Annotated in this window: 20 protein-coding genes and 2 pseudogenes; 9 read left to right on the top strand and 13 right to left on the bottom strand. The window is 42.5% G+C overall.

Annotated elements, in window-relative coordinates; translation table 11 throughout:
* Both E0E16_RS06825 and E0E16_RS06830 read right to left on the bottom strand, forming a co-directional pair.
* A pseudogene (locus E0E16_RS06825) lies at positions 1–281 on the bottom strand (ISAon1 family transposase); the annotation flags it as partial.
* Positions 247–633: an ISAon1 family transposase N-terminal region protein gene (locus E0E16_RS06830; RefSeq protein ID WP_130828385.1), complete on the bottom strand. Its 387-nt coding sequence runs from the start codon at positions 631–633 to the stop codon at positions 247–249. The pseudogene E0E16_RS06825 and the gene E0E16_RS06830, both read right to left, overlap by 35 nt.
* Positions 634–698: 65 nt before the next feature.
* Here E0E16_RS06830 and E0E16_RS06835 point away from each other — a divergent pair.
* Positions 699–983, top strand: a pseudogene (locus E0E16_RS06835) (hypothetical protein); the annotation flags it as partial.
* 174 nt (positions 984–1,157) lie between these two features.
* Here E0E16_RS06835 and E0E16_RS06840 read toward each other — a convergent pair.
* From E0E16_RS06840 to E0E16_RS06850, 3 genes are all read right to left on the bottom strand, one after another.
* Positions 1,158–2,519: a hypothetical protein gene (locus E0E16_RS06840; protein WP_130829668.1), complete on the bottom strand. Its 1,362-nt coding sequence runs from the start codon at positions 2,517–2,519 to the stop codon at positions 1,158–1,160.
* A gap of 112 nt (positions 2,520–2,631) precedes the next feature.
* Entirely contained in the window at positions 2,632–3,906 is a 1,275-nt protein-coding gene (locus E0E16_RS06845; protein WP_130829669.1) for a PDDEXK nuclease domain-containing protein, read from the bottom strand.
* Positions 3,907–3,918: 12 nt separating this feature from the next.
* Complete coding sequence (locus E0E16_RS06850; protein ID WP_130829670.1) at positions 3,919–5,211, bottom strand: site-specific integrase; 1,293 nt, start codon at positions 5,209–5,211, stop codon at positions 3,919–3,921.
* Positions 5,212–5,694: 483 nt separating this feature from the next.
* On the opposite strand from E0E16_RS06850, the gene E0E16_RS06855 reads away from it, so the two are divergent.
* The 8 genes from E0E16_RS06855 to E0E16_RS06890 all read left to right on the top strand — a co-directional run bounded on the left by E0E16_RS06855 (position 5,695) and on the right by E0E16_RS06890 (position 10,962).
* Complete coding sequence (locus E0E16_RS06855; protein WP_036900569.1) at positions 5,695–6,927, top strand: site-specific integrase; 1,233 nt, start codon at positions 5,695–5,697, stop codon at positions 6,925–6,927.
* A gap of 25 nt (positions 6,928–6,952) precedes the next feature.
* Positions 6,953–7,420 (top strand): DUF1896 domain-containing protein, encoded by a 468-nt coding sequence (locus E0E16_RS06860; protein WP_130829671.1) that lies wholly within the window; start codon positions 6,953–6,955, stop codon positions 7,418–7,420.
* A gap of 140 nt (positions 7,421–7,560) precedes the next feature.
* The gene (locus E0E16_RS06865; protein WP_130829672.1) at positions 7,561–7,908 is read left to right on the top strand and encodes a hypothetical protein; all 348 of its coding nucleotides are present in this window, start codon (positions 7,561–7,563) and stop codon (positions 7,906–7,908) included.
* A gap of 378 nt (positions 7,909–8,286) precedes the next feature.
* Positions 8,287–8,718, top strand: a complete 432-nt coding sequence (locus E0E16_RS06870) for a hypothetical protein (RefSeq protein ID WP_036900563.1) — start codon at positions 8,287–8,289, stop codon at positions 8,716–8,718.
* 22 nt (positions 8,719–8,740) lie between these two features.
* Positions 8,741–9,160: a PcfK-like family protein gene (locus E0E16_RS06875; RefSeq protein ID WP_036865047.1), complete on the top strand. Its 420-nt coding sequence runs from the start codon at positions 8,741–8,743 to the stop codon at positions 9,158–9,160.
* A 4-nt stretch (positions 9,161–9,164) separates the two neighbouring features.
* Positions 9,165–10,439, top strand: a complete 1,275-nt coding sequence (locus E0E16_RS06880; protein WP_130829673.1) for a PcfJ domain-containing protein — start codon at positions 9,165–9,167, stop codon at positions 10,437–10,439.
* A gap of 27 nt (positions 10,440–10,466) precedes the next feature.
* Positions 10,467–10,721 carry a DUF8466 domain-containing protein gene (locus E0E16_RS06885; protein WP_036864488.1) on the top strand — a complete coding sequence of 85 codons (255 nt, stop codon included), beginning with the start codon at positions 10,467–10,469 and terminating at the stop codon, positions 10,719–10,721.
* 4 nt (positions 10,722–10,725) lie between these two features.
* Positions 10,726–10,962, top strand: coding sequence for a hypothetical protein (locus E0E16_RS06890; RefSeq protein ID WP_036864491.1), 237 nt, complete (start codon positions 10,726–10,728; stop codon positions 10,960–10,962).
* Positions 10,963–11,084: 122 nt separating this feature from the next.
* Here E0E16_RS06890 and E0E16_RS06895 read toward each other — a convergent pair whose 3' ends face one another.
* The 8 genes from E0E16_RS06895 to traK form a co-directional block, all read right to left on the bottom strand.
* Positions 11,085–12,140 (bottom strand): hypothetical protein, encoded by a 1,056-nt coding sequence (locus tag E0E16_RS06895; RefSeq protein ID WP_007173308.1) that lies wholly within the window; start codon positions 12,138–12,140, stop codon positions 11,085–11,087.
* A 118-nt stretch (positions 12,141–12,258) separates the two neighbouring features.
* Positions 12,259–12,765, bottom strand: a complete 507-nt coding sequence (locus E0E16_RS06900; RefSeq protein ID WP_036900558.1) for a glycoside hydrolase family protein — start codon at positions 12,763–12,765, stop codon at positions 12,259–12,261.
* Positions 12,752–13,234 carry a DUF3872 domain-containing protein gene (locus tag E0E16_RS06905; protein ID WP_130829674.1) on the bottom strand — a complete coding sequence of 161 codons (483 nt, stop codon included), beginning with the start codon at positions 13,232–13,234 and terminating at the stop codon, positions 12,752–12,754. Before E0E16_RS06905 ends, E0E16_RS06900 begins: the two co-directional genes overlap by 14 nt.
* 12 nt (positions 13,235–13,246) lie before the next feature.
* Complete coding sequence (locus E0E16_RS06910) at positions 13,247–13,840, bottom strand: conjugal transfer protein TraO (RefSeq protein WP_036900554.1); 594 nt, start codon at positions 13,838–13,840, stop codon at positions 13,247–13,249.
* Positions 13,834–14,790: a conjugative transposon protein TraN gene (traN, locus tag E0E16_RS06915; protein WP_130829675.1), complete on the bottom strand. Its 957-nt coding sequence runs from the start codon at positions 14,788–14,790 to the stop codon at positions 13,834–13,836. The genes E0E16_RS06910 and traN overlap by 7 nt, the downstream gene beginning before the upstream one ends.
* Positions 14,791–14,838: 48 nt before the next feature.
* Positions 14,839–16,110, bottom strand: coding sequence for a conjugative transposon protein TraM (gene traM / locus E0E16_RS06920; protein WP_130829676.1), 1,272 nt, complete (start codon positions 16,108–16,110; stop codon positions 14,839–14,841).
* Positions 16,103–16,405, bottom strand: a complete 303-nt coding sequence (locus tag E0E16_RS06925; RefSeq protein ID WP_040555354.1) for a hypothetical protein — start codon at positions 16,403–16,405, stop codon at positions 16,103–16,105. Before E0E16_RS06925 ends, traM begins: the two co-directional genes overlap by 8 nt.
* Before the next feature lie 4 nt (positions 16,406–16,409).
* A complete protein-coding gene (gene traK / locus E0E16_RS06930; RefSeq protein ID WP_130829677.1) occupies positions 16,410–17,033 on the bottom strand; it encodes a conjugative transposon protein TraK in 624 nt (207 codons plus the stop codon).
* Positions 17,034–17,048: the final 15 nt, after the last annotated feature.

The following is a 17,048-nucleotide window of genomic DNA, read 5'->3' on the forward strand; positions in this document are numbered from 1 at the left end:
TCTGACTTTGTACCTGCAACTACTGCCACGAGACTTCTTTCCCGTGTCCTTGCTGCACGGTTGGTCACGAAAGTGTACAGTTCGCCGTTAGACAGTGAAGTTTCATCAATAGCCAAAGAGGATCCGATGTTGTCAGGAAAGAGAAGCCACTCGTCGGCATGTTCTGCCTGGTCCCATTGACGAAAGCCGCTCAGAACTTCCTTGTATTGTTTCTCAAATGTGTGTCCGTCAATATGATAGAAATCCTCAAGCGTAAGGCAGCTCACGGGGGATGTCTCCATACGTTTCTTTTAAAAAAGCTCCAAATTCCTTGGAGTAACGAGTGCCCTGAGCTACCATGTCTAAAGCGATGGGAAGCGTAAAGCTCTTGCCTGTGCGCAAGTCCGTCCATCGTCTGCGACGAATTTTCAATATAACCTTATGGTCTCGGATCGGAAAGTCAGTTATATTAACAGCTTCCATGAACCCTTTGGACTCGAAGTTGGCATCATCCGCCAAAGTCTTGTCCATACGTTCGTCAAGACTAATATGAAACTCTGATCCGACCTCACGGACAGAAACGATAGTAAAAAACTCTAATATTTGAGTGGGCAACACAAGAGCTGCCAAGGTGCGTAACATATTTTCTTCCATGATGCGAAGGTCGGAATTATTAAGATAAATAACAAATTATTCCCCCACTGATTTTCTACTGAGCCATAGTCAGTTGCTGGTTCTTCGGTATGGGAGCCAACCAACTGCAAACAGCCTCTGATTACGACCTGCGTTATCGCTATCTGCGTATGCAGGGCAAAGCCACGCCTGTAGACCTCGCCCATCTCGACAGCATCTTTATCACACATCGCAATCCCAAAACCATTCGGCAGATACAACAAAAGGTAGTCAATTACGAACAAGCCCTGCAACGACAAGCCGAGTTATTGCTACAACAGGATAAGATTAAGCAAGAACAAAGAAAACTAAAGAAGCATTTGAAGAAATAGTGAACACTCCAAGAAATTGTTTCATACAACTTCTTGGAATGTTTGATAATTAAACTATTCTTTGACCTTCAACTTGGTTAATCCTTTATTTTTATTCTTCGCTTGTAGATACCTTTATCTGTATGAATTTGATAATTATATCTTCTGTATACACTCATAATAAATAGAAATTAATTAGTCATCCAATTTATGGGATTTTCTTTTTTGTATCCAGATTTCATCATCACTGGCCAACAATATTTTAAAAAAAAGAGTTAGTAATGTACCTCCTTCAATGTTTGAGGATTTCTTTCGGTCAAACATACTCGTGCATGCAATGTATACAAGAAAGGATTTTGCAACAATTAAATCAATCTCTCTACCTAAGATGGTTCCTCCAGTCTGTAAAGTCTTAAGTGTAGAAACTGTCAGAAAGAAAAAATACCCAGCATAGATGATAAAATTCAAATTTTCTTTTGTATATAGGAACTTTACCAATTCTCTCATGAATAACTGGTAATGATGATCATTCCCTCGAAATGGAACTTGCCTTAAGATAATATTGCGTATAAATATTGAACCTTGTGATGCAATAATAAAAGGGAGTGTAAGAAAAATAAAAAGCTTAGCGTTTAACGTTATATTATATCCTAACAACTCTATACTTATCACTATAAAAAATATTGGTAAGAAAGAGAAAGCAAACATAAGTATGAGCGTTAGCATTATTGTTAAAAAGGGCATAATCAGGTTGCCTAGCTTTAATATGAAAACTGGAATTGATAGAATAAATCTAATAATATTGCAAACTCTATTCTTTGGTAATGTCTTATCTATATATCTATCAATAGGAATAAATGTTAGTAGCCAAAATGGAATTGAGAGTAGGGCAATGGCATCATATGCATCATGAATATTTGTCAAAAACAGGGACATTACAACAGATCCTATAGCCAAAATGCCAATTATGATAATCCATGTTATAGGTGTGATAAGAGCTGGAGAATTCATTATCCTATACCGTAAGGTTGGTCTTAATATTTTTTGTATTTTGGTTTTATCTGTACATTCTGAGAAGCCTTTCTTAATCAACTTATAATTATACTGCTTATCTTCTCTATTAAGTTGTTCGATAGGATATTTTAGTATTGTTTTATCTGATAGCAAAACTAGGACATATTCTTCATCAATAGTACCATATGAGTCCAAAGTATCTGAGCAAAATTTAATATCTACAATTTCCTGATTTCGTTGAATTGCATCTTGTTCAGCAATAAAATGAATAGCATCAGTAACTAGAGAAGCTTCCTCCTTTCCTAGTAAGCTACTACGGCGATATATAAATCCGAAAAGGGCAATAGCACATAATGTAAAAATGCAGGAAATAGTATTAAGAAAAGGGGAAACAACCCATTTCTGAATAAAAAAACAAAAAAGACAAGCTAACAGGAATACAAGGCACCAGCCTATGGCTTTTATAAAATAATCGGTGTCATTTAGTACTTTATATTCTATATCTCCGTTATTATTAGTGTGTACAATTTTAGTTTTTATCATTTTAACTAATCTAAGTTTTTAGCACAAGCAACTATTTTCAAGTTAAGATAACACATTAATTACGTGGTCCTTGCTAAGCAAAGAACACTCAATATCAACACATCTTGTCCGTTTAATCTTCTCCTATAAATCTGTTAATTTCCTCTTCGACTTCCTCCACCGTAGGTAAAGCAGATTTTAGATTCTCGGGAATTACCTTTGATAGTTGATAATCACTAACGCCAATTGGTTGGTCGTAACCTGAAAGGGCATATTGCGCTACCACCTTATCGCCACCATTGCAGAGGAGCAAGCCGATAGTCTTATTGTCGTGCTCGCCACGTAGGGTATCGTCCACTACATTGATGTAGAAGTTCAGTTGTCCCATGTATTCGGGCTTGAATGGTGTCGCTTTAAGTTCGATAACTACGTATGCGTGTAGTTGGATATTATAGAGGATAAGGTCGGCATAGAAATCAGAATCACCTACTTCAAAATGCTTTTGCTGTGCTACAAACGCAAAGCCACTTCCCATTTCGAGTAAGTACTTTGTGATATGTGAAACCAATTGCCGTTCAATGTCTCGTTCTGCCATTTTATCTGTCTGTCCCATCATGTCAAAGATGTAAGGGTCCTTCATCAGATAGTTGGCAAGGTCGCTTTGCGGTTTGGGTAATCGCACAGAGAAGTTGCTCACTTTCTTTGCCATAATTTGCCGATCGAAAAGATTGGTCTCAATCTGCATTTGCAGAACATTGCGACTCCACCCATTAGCAACTGCTTGCGTAATGTACCAATAGCACTCGCCCAAAGGAAGTTTACTATTAAGCAGAATTACATGGCTCGCCCAGTTGGTGCGAACTATGGCAGAATGCTTGAAGATTTCCTCTATCTGACTGATGTCACAGTGATAGATTGATGACAATGTTTCAGTAACTTCTTCTAATTGTGCAACAGGCTGTTGCGTAATTGTATTCGATTGATTTTCCGTGGCTTGAATTAGTGCAACAGGTTGTTGCACAATTTGATTGAGTTCGTTTGTCAGACTTAAAACCTTCTCTACAGTCGGAGTTGTGAGCATGCTATCTATCCTGTCCATCTCTTTCAGCACTTCCAACGGATAAGCACTGGCAAACTGGCACATATAGAAGATATTTCTACGAGAATACCCTTTCTTATCAGGATATTTTGAGCGTATCGCCTTGGATAGATTGTCTATTACTTTGCTTCCCCAACCTTCTTTCTTTTGGAGGTAGAGGATAAAATGTCCCACTTTCCAATAGTGGAAAAGCATATCTGCGTTTGCAGAAGCTATTAAGCGTATTTGTGTATGCTCAAGATCGGTACCGATGGCTCGTACAACAAAAGATAGATCTTGGTTCCCTGTTTTATTTATTTCTTGGCTCATATCGTTTCGGTATTATAATTGGTTGAATTTACTCATGGCATTTGCCTTGATGTCATCTGCAATATCAATATAGGGTTTCATAGCCTTGTAATCACTGTGTCCTGTCCATTTCATCACAACTTGCGGAGGAATTCCCAATGCAAGTGCATTGCAGATGAATGTTCTGCGACCGGCATGTGTACCCAGTAAGGCATACTTAGGTGTAACTTCGTCAATGCGTTCATTACCCCTGTAATAAGTTTGGCGCACAGGCTCGTCAATACCTGCCAGTTCTGCCAATTCTTTGAGGTAGTCATTCATTTTCTGATTGGTAATGACAGGCAGCACCTTGTCATCTTCAAATGCCACGTCCTTGTATTTGTCAAGTATCGCTTTGCTGTGGTTGTTCAGCTCGATAATCAAACTATCAGAAGTCTTGACCGTTGTAACCTCAATGTGGTCGCCCTTTATATCACTTCTACGAAGATTAAACACATCGGAGTAGCGCAAGCCTGTGAAGCATTGGAAAAGAAATACATCACGCACCCGGTCCAAAGCTTGCTTAGTAGCAGGTATCTCGAACTCTCGGAGTTTGTTCAGTTCCTCCCATGTGAGGAAGATGATTTTCTTCTGTGTGCTTTTGAGTTTAGGTTTATAGCTATCGTAAGCATTGTTCTGGTGTACACCTTTCTTGAAAGCCCAGCGTAAAAACCACTTCAAGAAACTAAGTTGTTTGCCAATGGTTGTGTTACGCATCTCCTTTACGTCACGGAGATAACCCACATAGTCATTCAAGCCTCGCTCATCAAAGAACTCGAAGGTAAGTCCTTCACGAAAGTTGGTCAAATGATTTTTCACGGCTGCAAACTTTTCAAACGTGGAGTCCGTCCAATTGTTCTGACGTCCACAATCCTCGACAAAATCATCAAACACCTGAAAGAAATCACAAGGCAACGCTTCTTTCTTTGGCTTAGGTTCTTCGCTCACAGGTTTGTGCAAAGCATTGAAAGCCTTCTTTATCTGTTCGGGCGTTGGCATTACGTCCTCTACCTCAAACCTCTTAAATATTGACTGTATTTCTGTATAATACTCCAAGAGTGAAGTGTTGATTTCAGAAGCCGATTGTTTCAACTTATTGCTACAACCATTCTTCACACGTTGCTTATCTGTATCCCACTTGCTAGCATCAATGCGGTAGCCAGTGGTAAACTCAATCCGCTTGGACGCAAAATTAACGCGCATACGAATAGGCACGTTCTCTGTGATAAGAACTCCGTCCTTCTTCCTGCTCTCCAACGTGAAGATGATGTTCCGTTTGATGTTCATATCTTCGGGTGTATTGTTTTATGCACCCAAAGTTACACCCTAAAAATAATATTACCAAAGATTTTCCGTGAAATCTCATTTTATTAACATTTTGCGTAAACTGCTATATTACAATAGATTGATACAATTTGATAGCTTGTGATAGTTCAAGAGAAAGAGCCTCTCTCTCCGCTAATAGGCTTTAAAAGGTCTTCACAAGAGTCTTCATTTTAGCCTTCAAAATTTAGATAATCGTTGTAAAATCAAGGTTTTACAACGATTTTTCTTTGTATATACCTTTATCGCCTGACGGCATAACCCTATGTTTTGACAATCATCATTCGGTCAATTTCTGCTACATAAACTGCTACACAAAAATTGTAGCAGCAAAAAATGTAGCAGTGACGGGATTTTGAATACCATATTGACGGCATTAATTCTTTCTTTTTCAGAGTGTTATATATTAACTTTGCAGCCGAGTGCTACACAAAAGAATGATGCATTATGAGAACAAATTTCAAGGTATCCTTTTACCTACGCTCAAACTATGAGAACAAAGAAGGAAAGTCGCCTGTAATGCTCCGAGTATTCCTTAACGGAGAGATGGCTAATTTCGGATCTACGAAAATATTCGTGGACAAATCGCTGTGGAATAACACTACCAGCAGGCTCAAAGGTCGGACGGCAGAAGCCTTATCCGCTAATGCCGCATTGGACTCCATTTCCACAATGCTGAATAACATTTACCACAAATTCGAGGATGATGAATCCTTGTCATTGGATAAAATCCGCTCATTCTTTGTCGGGAAAGACAGGGAGTACACGACCTTTCTCCCTATATTCGACAAGTTCAACGAAGATGTCAGACAGCGTGTCGGACATACCATCAGCAAGGACAGCCTGCAAAAGTACAGCGTTTTAAGAAGGCATTTCGCAGAATTCCTTATCTATAAGTATGGGAAGAAAGATATTGGACTGGCAGAGTTCACGCCATCCGTAGTACAGGACTTTGAGCTGTACCTGAGTACGGCGGCTGGGTGTGCCTATAACACATCAGTCAAGAAATTGAAGGCACTGAAAACCGTGACCATCTATGCGCAAAAGCGTGGCTATCTTCTTCACGACCCATTCCTCAATCATCGTTTCCACTTGGAGCCGGTAAACCGTGGCTTCCTTACGGACGAGGAAATCATGAAGATTGCCAACAAAGAACTGGATATCCACCGCTTAGAACTAGTAAGGGACGTTTTTATCTTTTCATGTTTCACAGGTCTGGCATATATTGATGTTTCCAATCTCACACCAGACAATATCGTAACACTTGATGATAAGCAGTGGATTATGACCAAGAGACAGAAAACAAATGTGGAGACAAATGTTTTATTGCTTGACATTCCCAAGAGTATCATTGCCAAGTACAGTCATAAGACCTATCGGGACGGCAAACTATTTCCCATCCTAACGAATCAGAAAACCAACGCATATTTGAAAGAAATTGCCGACATTTGTGGCATCAAGAAGAATCTGACCTTCCATCTTGCCCGACATACGTTTGCAACCATGTCGCTCAGCAAGGGTGTTCCTATGGAAAGTGTATCGAAGATGTTGGGGCATACCAACATTAAAACTACACAAATTTATGCCCGTATAACCAATAAGAAGATAGAACACGATATGGAACAGTTGGCTGGCAAGTTAGACAAGTTCAATGTTGCTATGGGCATCAACTCAAAATAATGTACAACCCTAAACCAAGAAGATTATGACAACAACAAAGAAAGAACTTTCTTACTTCCGTTTGAAGTTGGAAACGTATCTCGGAGAGCATTTTCCAGAGAGAGTGAATGAAAATACGTTTATAACTGCTCGCGCAGACGAAGCATTGACAACTTACTGCGATGCTATAGCACAAGGCTTTTCTCATCCCGAAGCAGAGGTAATGTCAAGCGAAGTATTATACCAAGATTTGCATTTTTCCAAGTATGACACACTTGTGTCTGTCTTAGAGAATGAGTTCGAGAAAGAACTCCCTTCTCCTCTTCCTGAAAGACTGGCACCAATGCTTCTGAAGAATAAGGCTGTGCAAAGCGTTTTTGATAAGTACGAACTGGCGGACGACTTTGGTGCAAGTCCAGAGTATGATAAACTCTACACCGAACTGACAGGAACAATCGTTCTGCTCATTGAGGTCAATGGTCTGCCAACGATAGGCGGTGAGAACATGACTTGATGTAGCACCATCTGGAGCTTTTGTAGTGTCAAGAGCCAAGATAAACGCTCCACTCCACACGCCAAGAGTTTTTTCAAACACTTGTCTTTGTGTAGTCTGCGCATCTTGTAACTGCTCTTGAAACTATAAAAAGCTCCGATATGAATACAATCATCATGAATCAAGACGTTCACACACCTGCCTTCATCAAGGCAGACGCATCGAACAAAACTGATAAGAACAAGCAGCAGCCGACTTCTCCCAAGCAAGTCCGCCGCTTCGGTTGGACACGCTTCTTCGAACTAGGCTTCCTGCTTTCCATCGTTATCGGTGCCATTTGGCTTATCTCGAAGATAGTAACGCCACAAGTCGTAACTGTCATGTCAGTCATTGCAGGTTTTCTGATACTACGCTTTATAGTCAGGGTAATTCTGAAAGTGGCATTTACGCTGCTGAGCATTCTCTTCTGGCTGGCGATTGTCTGTGCCACCCTGCTCTGCGTACTTTGAGAAGCACAGCTCCGTAAAACCTTCGTTTTATTTCATCAGGTGGTTATCTCGCATTTTGAGATAGCCACCTTTTCTATATTCCACTACGAGCGTTGCACTTTTGCTTCTTTTCCTATGCTCCACGATATGTGATGAAAAGGAGACGGATGCTGTTCCCTTTTTATCCGCAAAGGTAGTACGGAGCTTGTGGCTTTCCCAAGGTCTGTGCCGCTTGGTTTGTCTGGAAAATCTCCACGCCTACGGGTTGTATTTTCCGCCAAAACCTTGTGCAAGCCTCGCCCCGCTACCTTGATTTTGCTACAAAAAGGACGAGTTGTTGAGGGCTTGCCCGAAAAATCAGCATACTCCGATCTTTGGACGCATAAAAAAAATGTCGCTATGGATAAGCAAAAGGTAAATACAACATCTTCGATGAACAGCAAAGGATATAGCTCCTCCTCTCATTACCGCATTAACCCTGTGGCTGAAAAAAGTGAGCAAGTGTTGGCAATTAAGTTTGTACAATGGGACGTTCCCCCTTTGGAGAGCCTTTGTAACAGCAAAGTATATCTCCTACGTATGAAACTCAATCGTGGCGAAATGATGAGCCGTGAAGAAAAGAATTGGCTATGTGAAGCGGTAAACTCTAATACCTATTTCCGCACAGCCGTACCCCTGCAAGGCTATCGCTTTGACTTCTTTGATGTACTGAAGAAATACCTTGTCAATCAGTACGGACAATGGACAGAGTATTACGCACCCGACAGAACAAGCCTAAGAGCCTACCTATATGGACGTATCAATCAAATAGTAGAAATTCCCAAGTATTAATAACATCAAAACATATACGACAATGAAAGGAACAGAACATTTCACACGGACAATAGCCGAGTATCTTAATCAGCGTGCTATGACAGACCCCTTGTTTGCCCCTAACTTGATGAAACCTAACAAGAATATTGAGGAGTGCATCACCTACATTCTTAATGAAGTGCAGAAAAGCGGTTGTAACGGCTTTGATGATGATGAAATCTTCTCTATGGCTGTTCACTACTATGATGAAGACGATATAGAGGTGGGTAAGGCTGTTTCTTGCCAAGTAGCCGTTAATCACATTGTGGAACTAACGGAGGAAGAAAAAGCCGAAGCAAGGCAGGAAGCCATTAAGCAATATCAGCGTGAGGAACTTGCCAAGATACAGAGCCGTAACGCACGAGTGAAAAAGGCCGAGAACGCAGTAACCAAAGCACAACCCTCACTATTCGATTTTTAAGCCTATGAAACCAAGAAACAAATTTGAAAAGGCAGTTTTGGAACAAAGCAAGCATCTTCGCCCGATAACCAAGACACAAGGCAAGTGGGCATTCCGTGAGTGCATTGACCACTTCGCCTACCGCTTGCCAAAAGGTCGCACCACTTGTATGGATTGTGGGTATAGTTGGGTAATGGACAAACATAGAGAAACTTGCACTTGCCCTCATTGCAGGGCAAAGTTGCAGGTCAAGGAAACCTATGAGCGCAAGTTGCAGCAGAAGCAGTATTTCACCATACTTACCACTTGTGGAGAGTTTCAAGTATTGCGTATGTTCCTACTTATTGTGGGTATGGAGAAAGGTTACAAAGCACAGACTTCTATAATTGAGATTGGGCAATATTGGTGGAATATGCAGGGACGAAAAGCTGTGGTTGCCATACAGAGGGTATTGGGACACTATGTTGATACCTTTTCCTATTATAGTCCTATGGCGATACGCAACGATAATGAAGCCTATCAGCATATTGCCTACTCACCGATATATCCGAAGTTCAAGGTTACAGATATACTTCGCAGAAATGGTTTTAAGGATAATTTCTATGGCATCGTGCCTACCCAGCTTATTCCTGCATTGCTTACAGACAGCCGTGTGGAAACATTGCTAAAGGCAGGTCGAACAGACCATTTACGTTACTTTCTTGGCAACAGGAGGACTTTTGAGGAACTATGGCAGTCCTACAAGATTGCAGTCCGTAATGGCTATGAGATAGCAGACATTTCTCTTTGGAGTGACTATGCAGACACACTCCGCAGGTTGGGCAAGGATATTCACAACCCAAAATTTCTTTGCCCAACAGACCTTAAAGGCGAACACGACCGCAGCCACGAGGAACTTCTCAGATTGCGTGAAAGGGAGGAAATAGAACAGAAACAAAAGAAGGCAATGGAAGATGAAAAGCGTTTCAAAGAACTTAAATCCAAATTTTTCGGTATCCATTTCACGGACGGCACTATCCAAGTCCATGTATTGGAGAGCGTGCAGGAACATTTGGAGGAGGGAGCGACCATGCACCATTGCGTATTCTCCAACGAATATTATCTTAAAGAGGACTCACTAATCCTATCGGCAACCATTGAGGGCAAGCGGATAGAAACAATAGAAGTATCACTGAAATCATTGGAGGTGGTGCAAAGTCGTGGCGTGTGCAACAAGAACACGGAATATCACGACCAGATAGTAAACCTTGTGAATGCCAATCGAGATCTTATAAGTCGAAGAATGAAAGCGACTGCATAAAGTATAAACCATTAAATTATCAGAGATATGAAAACAGAGATTGAAAACATTATCTACAACTATGTGGATGAGATACCGCATATTCTCATAAGGGTTATTAATGCAATAACCCTATCCGACAACAAAGAGGAGTTAAGGTCGGCTATCAACAAAATAGCCGAAGAAACAGAACTTGATAAGTTCTTTGCATACGGCTATGGCGCACATCATTTTTGGCTTAAACACCGCAAATTATCCAATGGAGAGCCAAAGGAATACAGATTATTAAAGGTTGAATTTTAAGATTATGAAGAAGAAAGTTTACAGAGTTCGGACACAATACATCTTCGATGGAGTGTTTGATGTGGTTGCGGAGAGCAAGGAAGACGCACGACAAAAAGTCCTGCAAAATTGTGGGTTGATTATGGGTGGAAGCATTCACAGCACCCTGCCCGATGATGAAATAAATTGGGCTTTTGACAGACATCCCAACAAACGAATAGACAGAATAACGAAAGTGCAAAAATATCCTTCTGAATACTAGCAAAAGCCACGCAAATTTTTGGTTTGCGTGGCTTCTTTTCTTTCTCTTTGAACGAGTAGGCGACCAAAGAAAAGAAGCAAAAGAAAGTCGCAGGAATATATCTGACTTATACTCTATCTTTCTTATTGTATCTTATCTGCTAAATTTAGAATGGAAATAGATGTTGAGATACCTGCTATCAAGGATGAGGCTAGTTTACCTTCTATATTTATTTGCCCCTCAGAAGGCTCCGTTCCAAAAGAGAGTCCATCTTTTTTCAATAGTTCGTTACAGAAACGAACAAATTCTTTCTGCTTTCTAACTGGAGAGGTTGATAATCGAACAGCTTGTTCATTGACCAAACGTCCACCATAATATAGATTATTTAGGAGAATTAGCAAATCTGGGGCACAATCTTGGATGAATTTGTCGACATCTGACATTTCGTCATCACTTGACAATGTTCCTAAATCGAAAAAGTCTATGGCAACTTCCTTATATTCATCTTTCAACTCCTTCTCCAAAAGCAATAAAAATTCATCTATTTCATCCTTGTACTTTGTGAATACTTCAAGGTATTTGCTTAATTCTTCTGGAGTAGCTAATTCATCCATTTGATTAGAGATATCGTAATCTATTTGTCGCAGAGAATTACACAATTCATCCATACGTTCTCCAAAATGAATGAAATCAACGCGGTATTGACGTCCTTTATTATTCTTTAAATCTTTTCTAATAGGATACCGCATCACCATAGAGTCAGGATCAAATTTATTAATTTCTTTTATATAATGTTCTATTGCATCTAAATTGACAGAGCTTCCTACATGCTTTTTCCCTGCATCCAAAGTCGGTCGCAAATTACTCCATAGAGATTGAAGATTATGTCCACATTTTAAGAACTTTTGCCTTTCCTCTTCCGTATGGTTGCCATGGTTAAAAAAAAGTGCCTTTAAGTATGCCTCTATGGAATGTCTGTAATTGAAAAATAGAGGATATATCAGCGTATCAATTACTGCTATCTTACGGCTATCAGAAATCATCTTTCCCAGTAATATTTTTGCAGAATCCCAATACCCATCTGATATCGAAACGAATGAAAATGCTCCATTTCCTTCCCACCCAAAATGTGAAAAAGGTTTTCTTTCCAGAACCTCTTTTTCTGTCAGCTCTCGCAAAATTACATCTGTTTTATCCATGATTATGATTTTTATTTAAATTAATTAATAATATGCTATTATTACAAAGATATTAATTTCATTTTACACAACCAAATTAAAATGTATAATATTCAAGAGTAAAAATAGCAGTCTATGGTTAAGGAAGAAAGAACAAGGCAAACTCTACCTGTCTGCGCTTGACCAAACCTTTCAAAACCTTGCCCTTATATCGACAGAATGAAACATACTCCCGATAGAAGCTTCTGTCTCCAGCTTCTATTTTTTTGAGTAGCCTACTCTTGGGATGTTTGCCATACCCCAGCAATCGCCCCACGCCCACATTATAGGCAAGGAGGCTGAGCAGCAGGGCATCCTTGCCATATCCTTTGAAGTGTTCAAAGCATTTCCAAAGGTCGGCACGGAGGAGCGAGTCCGCCTGCCGTTCCGTCATATCTGCCGTGAAACGTTCGCCCGGTTGCAGTTGATGACCATAGCCGACGTATGGATAGCAACTCTCTCTGTGTAGTCCCTCGAAGTATTTCACGACCACCACGGCGCGCTCAAAAGGAGGCAAGTCTGCCAACCGTACCCTGCGCTGGGCAAGGATCGGCTGGCAGAGCAAGCACATTATACAGAATAAAGCAAAGCGTTTAGCTGTTCGCATCGTTCGAGGCTTTGGTTACTGCTGCGTTGGTCTTTCCCTTTTCTTCCGCCTTTTCGTTGTTGAAACTGAAAGTCAGTTGCTGCATCTTACCGAAACTGTCCTCCACGTACACGTCAATCGTCTGGCGGTCGGTGGAGAGCGAGGTGTAATAAAGGCGGAAAACGTTCTTTGTGAGCGGATAGCGGTCGTTGGATTTGAACACCGTACTATTGTCCATCTTCAGTATCCCCTTGCCTTCGGGCTGAAAATATCGGATGGTGTAGCGAGTGTCAGCAAACTCACCGCCCCGCTTCAGCGTGCAGCGTATCTCTGCCGTCTGTCCCTTGACAATGTCCTTCTGAACGGGCATCGTCTCGACAGTGAACGGATAAGACTGCTGCACATCCAGTTCCCTATCACAAGCAGATAGGCAAAACACGGCAAGGGTCAGCACACCCATTACCCAAATCGTATTCAATATCTTCTTCATCTTTTCTTCTACTTAAAAGTTAAACCTTAGTCCTGCAGAAACAGCTGGACGGAAACGATGCACGTCCGTTCCAAAGAGGAAACGTCCCTGCGCCTTTACAAGAAAGAGAACCCTGTCCGTTAGGAACACTTCTACCGAACTATGCACGGCACCGCCATAGACAAAGCGGGAACGGTCGAGCAGTGTTGCCCCATCGGGCAGTAGTTTGTTACCCTCGTTCAGCTGCTCATAGCCACCCAAGGCGGATATGCCACCATAGAGAAACACGTTCTTGCCATTGTCGGAGACAATCGGGTACATATAGCCCAAGTGCAAAAGTGCATCTTTGAGTTTTACGTTATAACTTCTGTACGGCATATTCTGCTGTTCATACTCTGCCATAACAAAGGTATAATTCTCACGACCCAAATATCGGGTGAGTGATGCTCCCATGCCAAAATTGTCAGTTGCAAGGAACTTTTCACCCTTGATAAGTGGAACACTCCCTACGACCTCTATTCCCCTTTGCTTGGGTATCAGTCGCTGTGCCTGCAATGGCAAACTAAAAGTCATTGCCACCGCTATGCAAACCGATAAAATGATTTTCTTCTTCATAATGTCTACCATTTCAGTTTGAGGTTATCAATCTTCTTTGCCAGCTGCAGGTCTTCTGCCGTTACATAAAAGGTCAGCGTACGACCGCCATTTCTCTCATAGAGCGTCACTTCAAGCTGCTTGTCTTCTGCAAGAGAAAACTGCTCGAGCGCAAACACAGTGTGTTCACTACCCATACCACGCACCTGCATCACCTGATGATAGGCACGAAGCGGCTGTAATACTTGTTCTTGTATAGCGGTGCGCTTTGCCATCTTCTTATCAACCACCTTAAAGGTGATAAAATCCACAGAGTACGGCATATTCGTGCCGTTTTCCATACGAGTGTGGAAATACAGCAAGCCATTATGGGCATACAAGCCACGAAGCAGGAATTTCATACCAAACTGCTGCGCACCGATGTGCTTAATGCAGCGTCTGTCAGTCTGATAGATAGTCTGCATCATCAGTTTGACTAATACGGGCGACTCATTGCCGAGTTCCTTAAAGTAAATGTCAGAGCGGTTGCTTGGCAGTCGTCCGTCCGTTGGTGACAGGAAGTCCTTCATCTCGATGCTGAGTTTCTCCGGCTCATCGACATACTTCACGTTGAAAGCATATAAGGAGCCGTCCTCACAGATAACACTCATATTGGTTTCCGTCTCAAAGTCCTTGACGGCAGCCTTTACACGTAGTACGTTCTCTGCATCCTCAGCCTTCCCTGCGATGATGTTCTGCGAACCTAAGTCTACATAACGAATAGCAGAAGGGAAGATAAGATGCACGGTCTTGTCAAAGGTAACGTCCAAGCCGTAGGGCATGACGACACGCCCATTAGGAATGGCACGGCTCATCCCTTGAAAGAGTTCGCCCGAAGAGAGAGGACGGTTAGGCATAAGCGGTGTGCCGCTGTTGAGGTCTTGTGCAGTGGCTGTCGCTCCCATCGTTGCGAGCAAAGCCATTGATAAAATAAGTTTCTTCATTGTTGCTGTTGATTTGATGTTATTTTTTACTTGTCATTTTTGATTGTTTTATTTGGACTGAACCAAGAAAAGGCGATAGCCCCCTTTGAGCGTTACCTTTACGGTGCGCAGTTTCTTCTGAAGCAGCTGACTTGCACCCTGCATCACCCCACGAGCAGCCTCGGAGATAATCTGGTCTTTGGCAGAGGAAGCGAAGGTAAAGGAGGTTCCCATCGAGCCACCGATGTTCGCCCCGACTTCCTTAAGCGCATTGATGTCCTCCGAACCTGGTATATACACCCCCTCCTGTCCCTCCGTGTCGTATGCCGAGAGCTTGACGGCTATGATATGGCCGTCCACCTCAATGCTTTTGATAAGCAGGTGCATACGGTTGCCTTCAATCTTGGCAATGGCTATGAGTCGGCTTTGACGTGGAATGCGCAGTCCCTGCACCTTGGCAGTCTCAAGCAGGCGGAGTACCACATTGTCGCCCTCCTTGAGCGTGGTTGTCCTGTCCACGACCACTTTGAGCGTGTTGCGCATCGTGGGTGCAGCCGTACTTGTTAGCGAGTGGAAGCCCATGTTGCGTACTTTCGTGCCATACTCCTTGATGAAGTCAGCGTCGCTCATCGGCTGCCCCAGTGAGGACACTACTTGTTTGCGTTCCGCCAAGATTTTCATTGCAGGCAAGTCGGCCGAACCTTCGTTTGCATTATTGCTCATGCGCAGCCCTTTGTCCGTAGCCGTTTGTCCCTTACTCTCGGTAAAGTCATTACCCAAAGATGGTGGAACGGCAGAAGCCTTGGGAAGATACTTTGCTGCCATTTGATAGCTCTTTTCCATCAGAGCAAGCTGTCGTTTCTCTTCATTGTCCTCCCTGCTGTCTTTGGAAGCCAATTCCTTTTTGAGGTTGTCAATCTCCTGTCTCATTGCCTCACGCTCCTCTTCATGCGGATCGGGAGCGTAAAAGGAGTTCAAAAGGCGATTATTCTCCTCATAGCGGTGCATGGAGCTTTCTATCTTCGCTGTCGATGCAGCCGCCTCCTCACGCTGCGCTTCTGAGGGGGCTGTGTTCTGTGCGAAATAGTCCGACAGCTTGCCCATCTCCTCGCGGCTCTGTTCTTCCTCGTGTGCCTTGTCGCCTAATTCGTAGGCTTTGAGCTTGTTTTCGGTGAGCTTTTCTGTCGTTGCCTGCGGGATGCTGTCATTGAGTCCCTGCTCCGCTGCAGTCTTATCCTTACCCGAAGGTGCGAAGATAAACCACATCGAAAGGGCAAACAGCAGTCCTAATCCTCCGAAGACCAAACCTTTTTTCATTTGTTCTTTCTTTTTATTATCCATTTTCCTTGATTGTTTGATGATGTTGTAGGTAAAAATTGCCGTGTAACTCTTGTAAAGTGCTGTCCGTCCGTATCGGACTGTCCGTCAGCTTTCCCGTGGGAATGGGTAGTTTTTCCTTCTTTGGAGGAAGGAAAAACTGCGCTATCATCCAAAGGGAACAGATGAGATAGATAAAACTCAGCCCATAGACGATAGCCTTGCGCTGCCTTATCGTGAGCCTTTCACACCAATGACGGAGCCAAAGGTGAAATCTCAGATAATGGTGAGCGAGCAGATAATTTACTTTTCTTGCCATAGCCTTATCGTTTATAGGTCTGTATGTCCCTGTTCTCCTTAACGAGGAAGTTCTCCATCAGGAAGCCTTGCGGGTTGTTGTCCGAACGGACTGAGTTCTGCAGTGTGCAGGTTGTAACAAGACTGCGCTCGGTGACGTTGCTCTGACGGACGATGAACTGCCGGGCAAAGGTCGTTACCTCGTAAGGATAAGCGTTAAAGTTGCAGTGAATAGAGTCCACCTCTATGCGCTGATTGATATTACCCGATATGGCACGGTTATAATAGCCTTTCTCTGCCAAGTCCTTGTAATAGTTGAAAGCCGACTTGTCGCACAGGAGGAAGGCTCGTTGCATATTCTCCTCGATGGCGTCCTTGTCGGGCGCAATGGTGAAGAAGAGCTCGTGGAAACGACGCACGTGTTCTCTTGCCTCCACGGGACGGTTTCTACTTGCATCCTGACTGAGAGCCAGCATGAGCGACTTTCCCTGGTCAAGCACATAGATTTTCTCCCTCTGCTCCTTGGCGAAGGTGTACGAGGCATAGACAGCATAACCGCTTACTACCACACATACGATGGCAAAGACAAAGGCATAGAGCCGTATCTGTCTGAATGAGGTCTCGATATTATTAAGTGATTTGAATTCCATTTTTTTCTTTTATAC

The sequence above is a fragment of the Prevotella rectalis genome (assembly GCF_900607215.1).
In the GTDB taxonomy this organism is placed as follows: domain Bacteria; phylum Bacteroidota; class Bacteroidia; order Bacteroidales; family Bacteroidaceae; genus Prevotella; species Prevotella brunnea.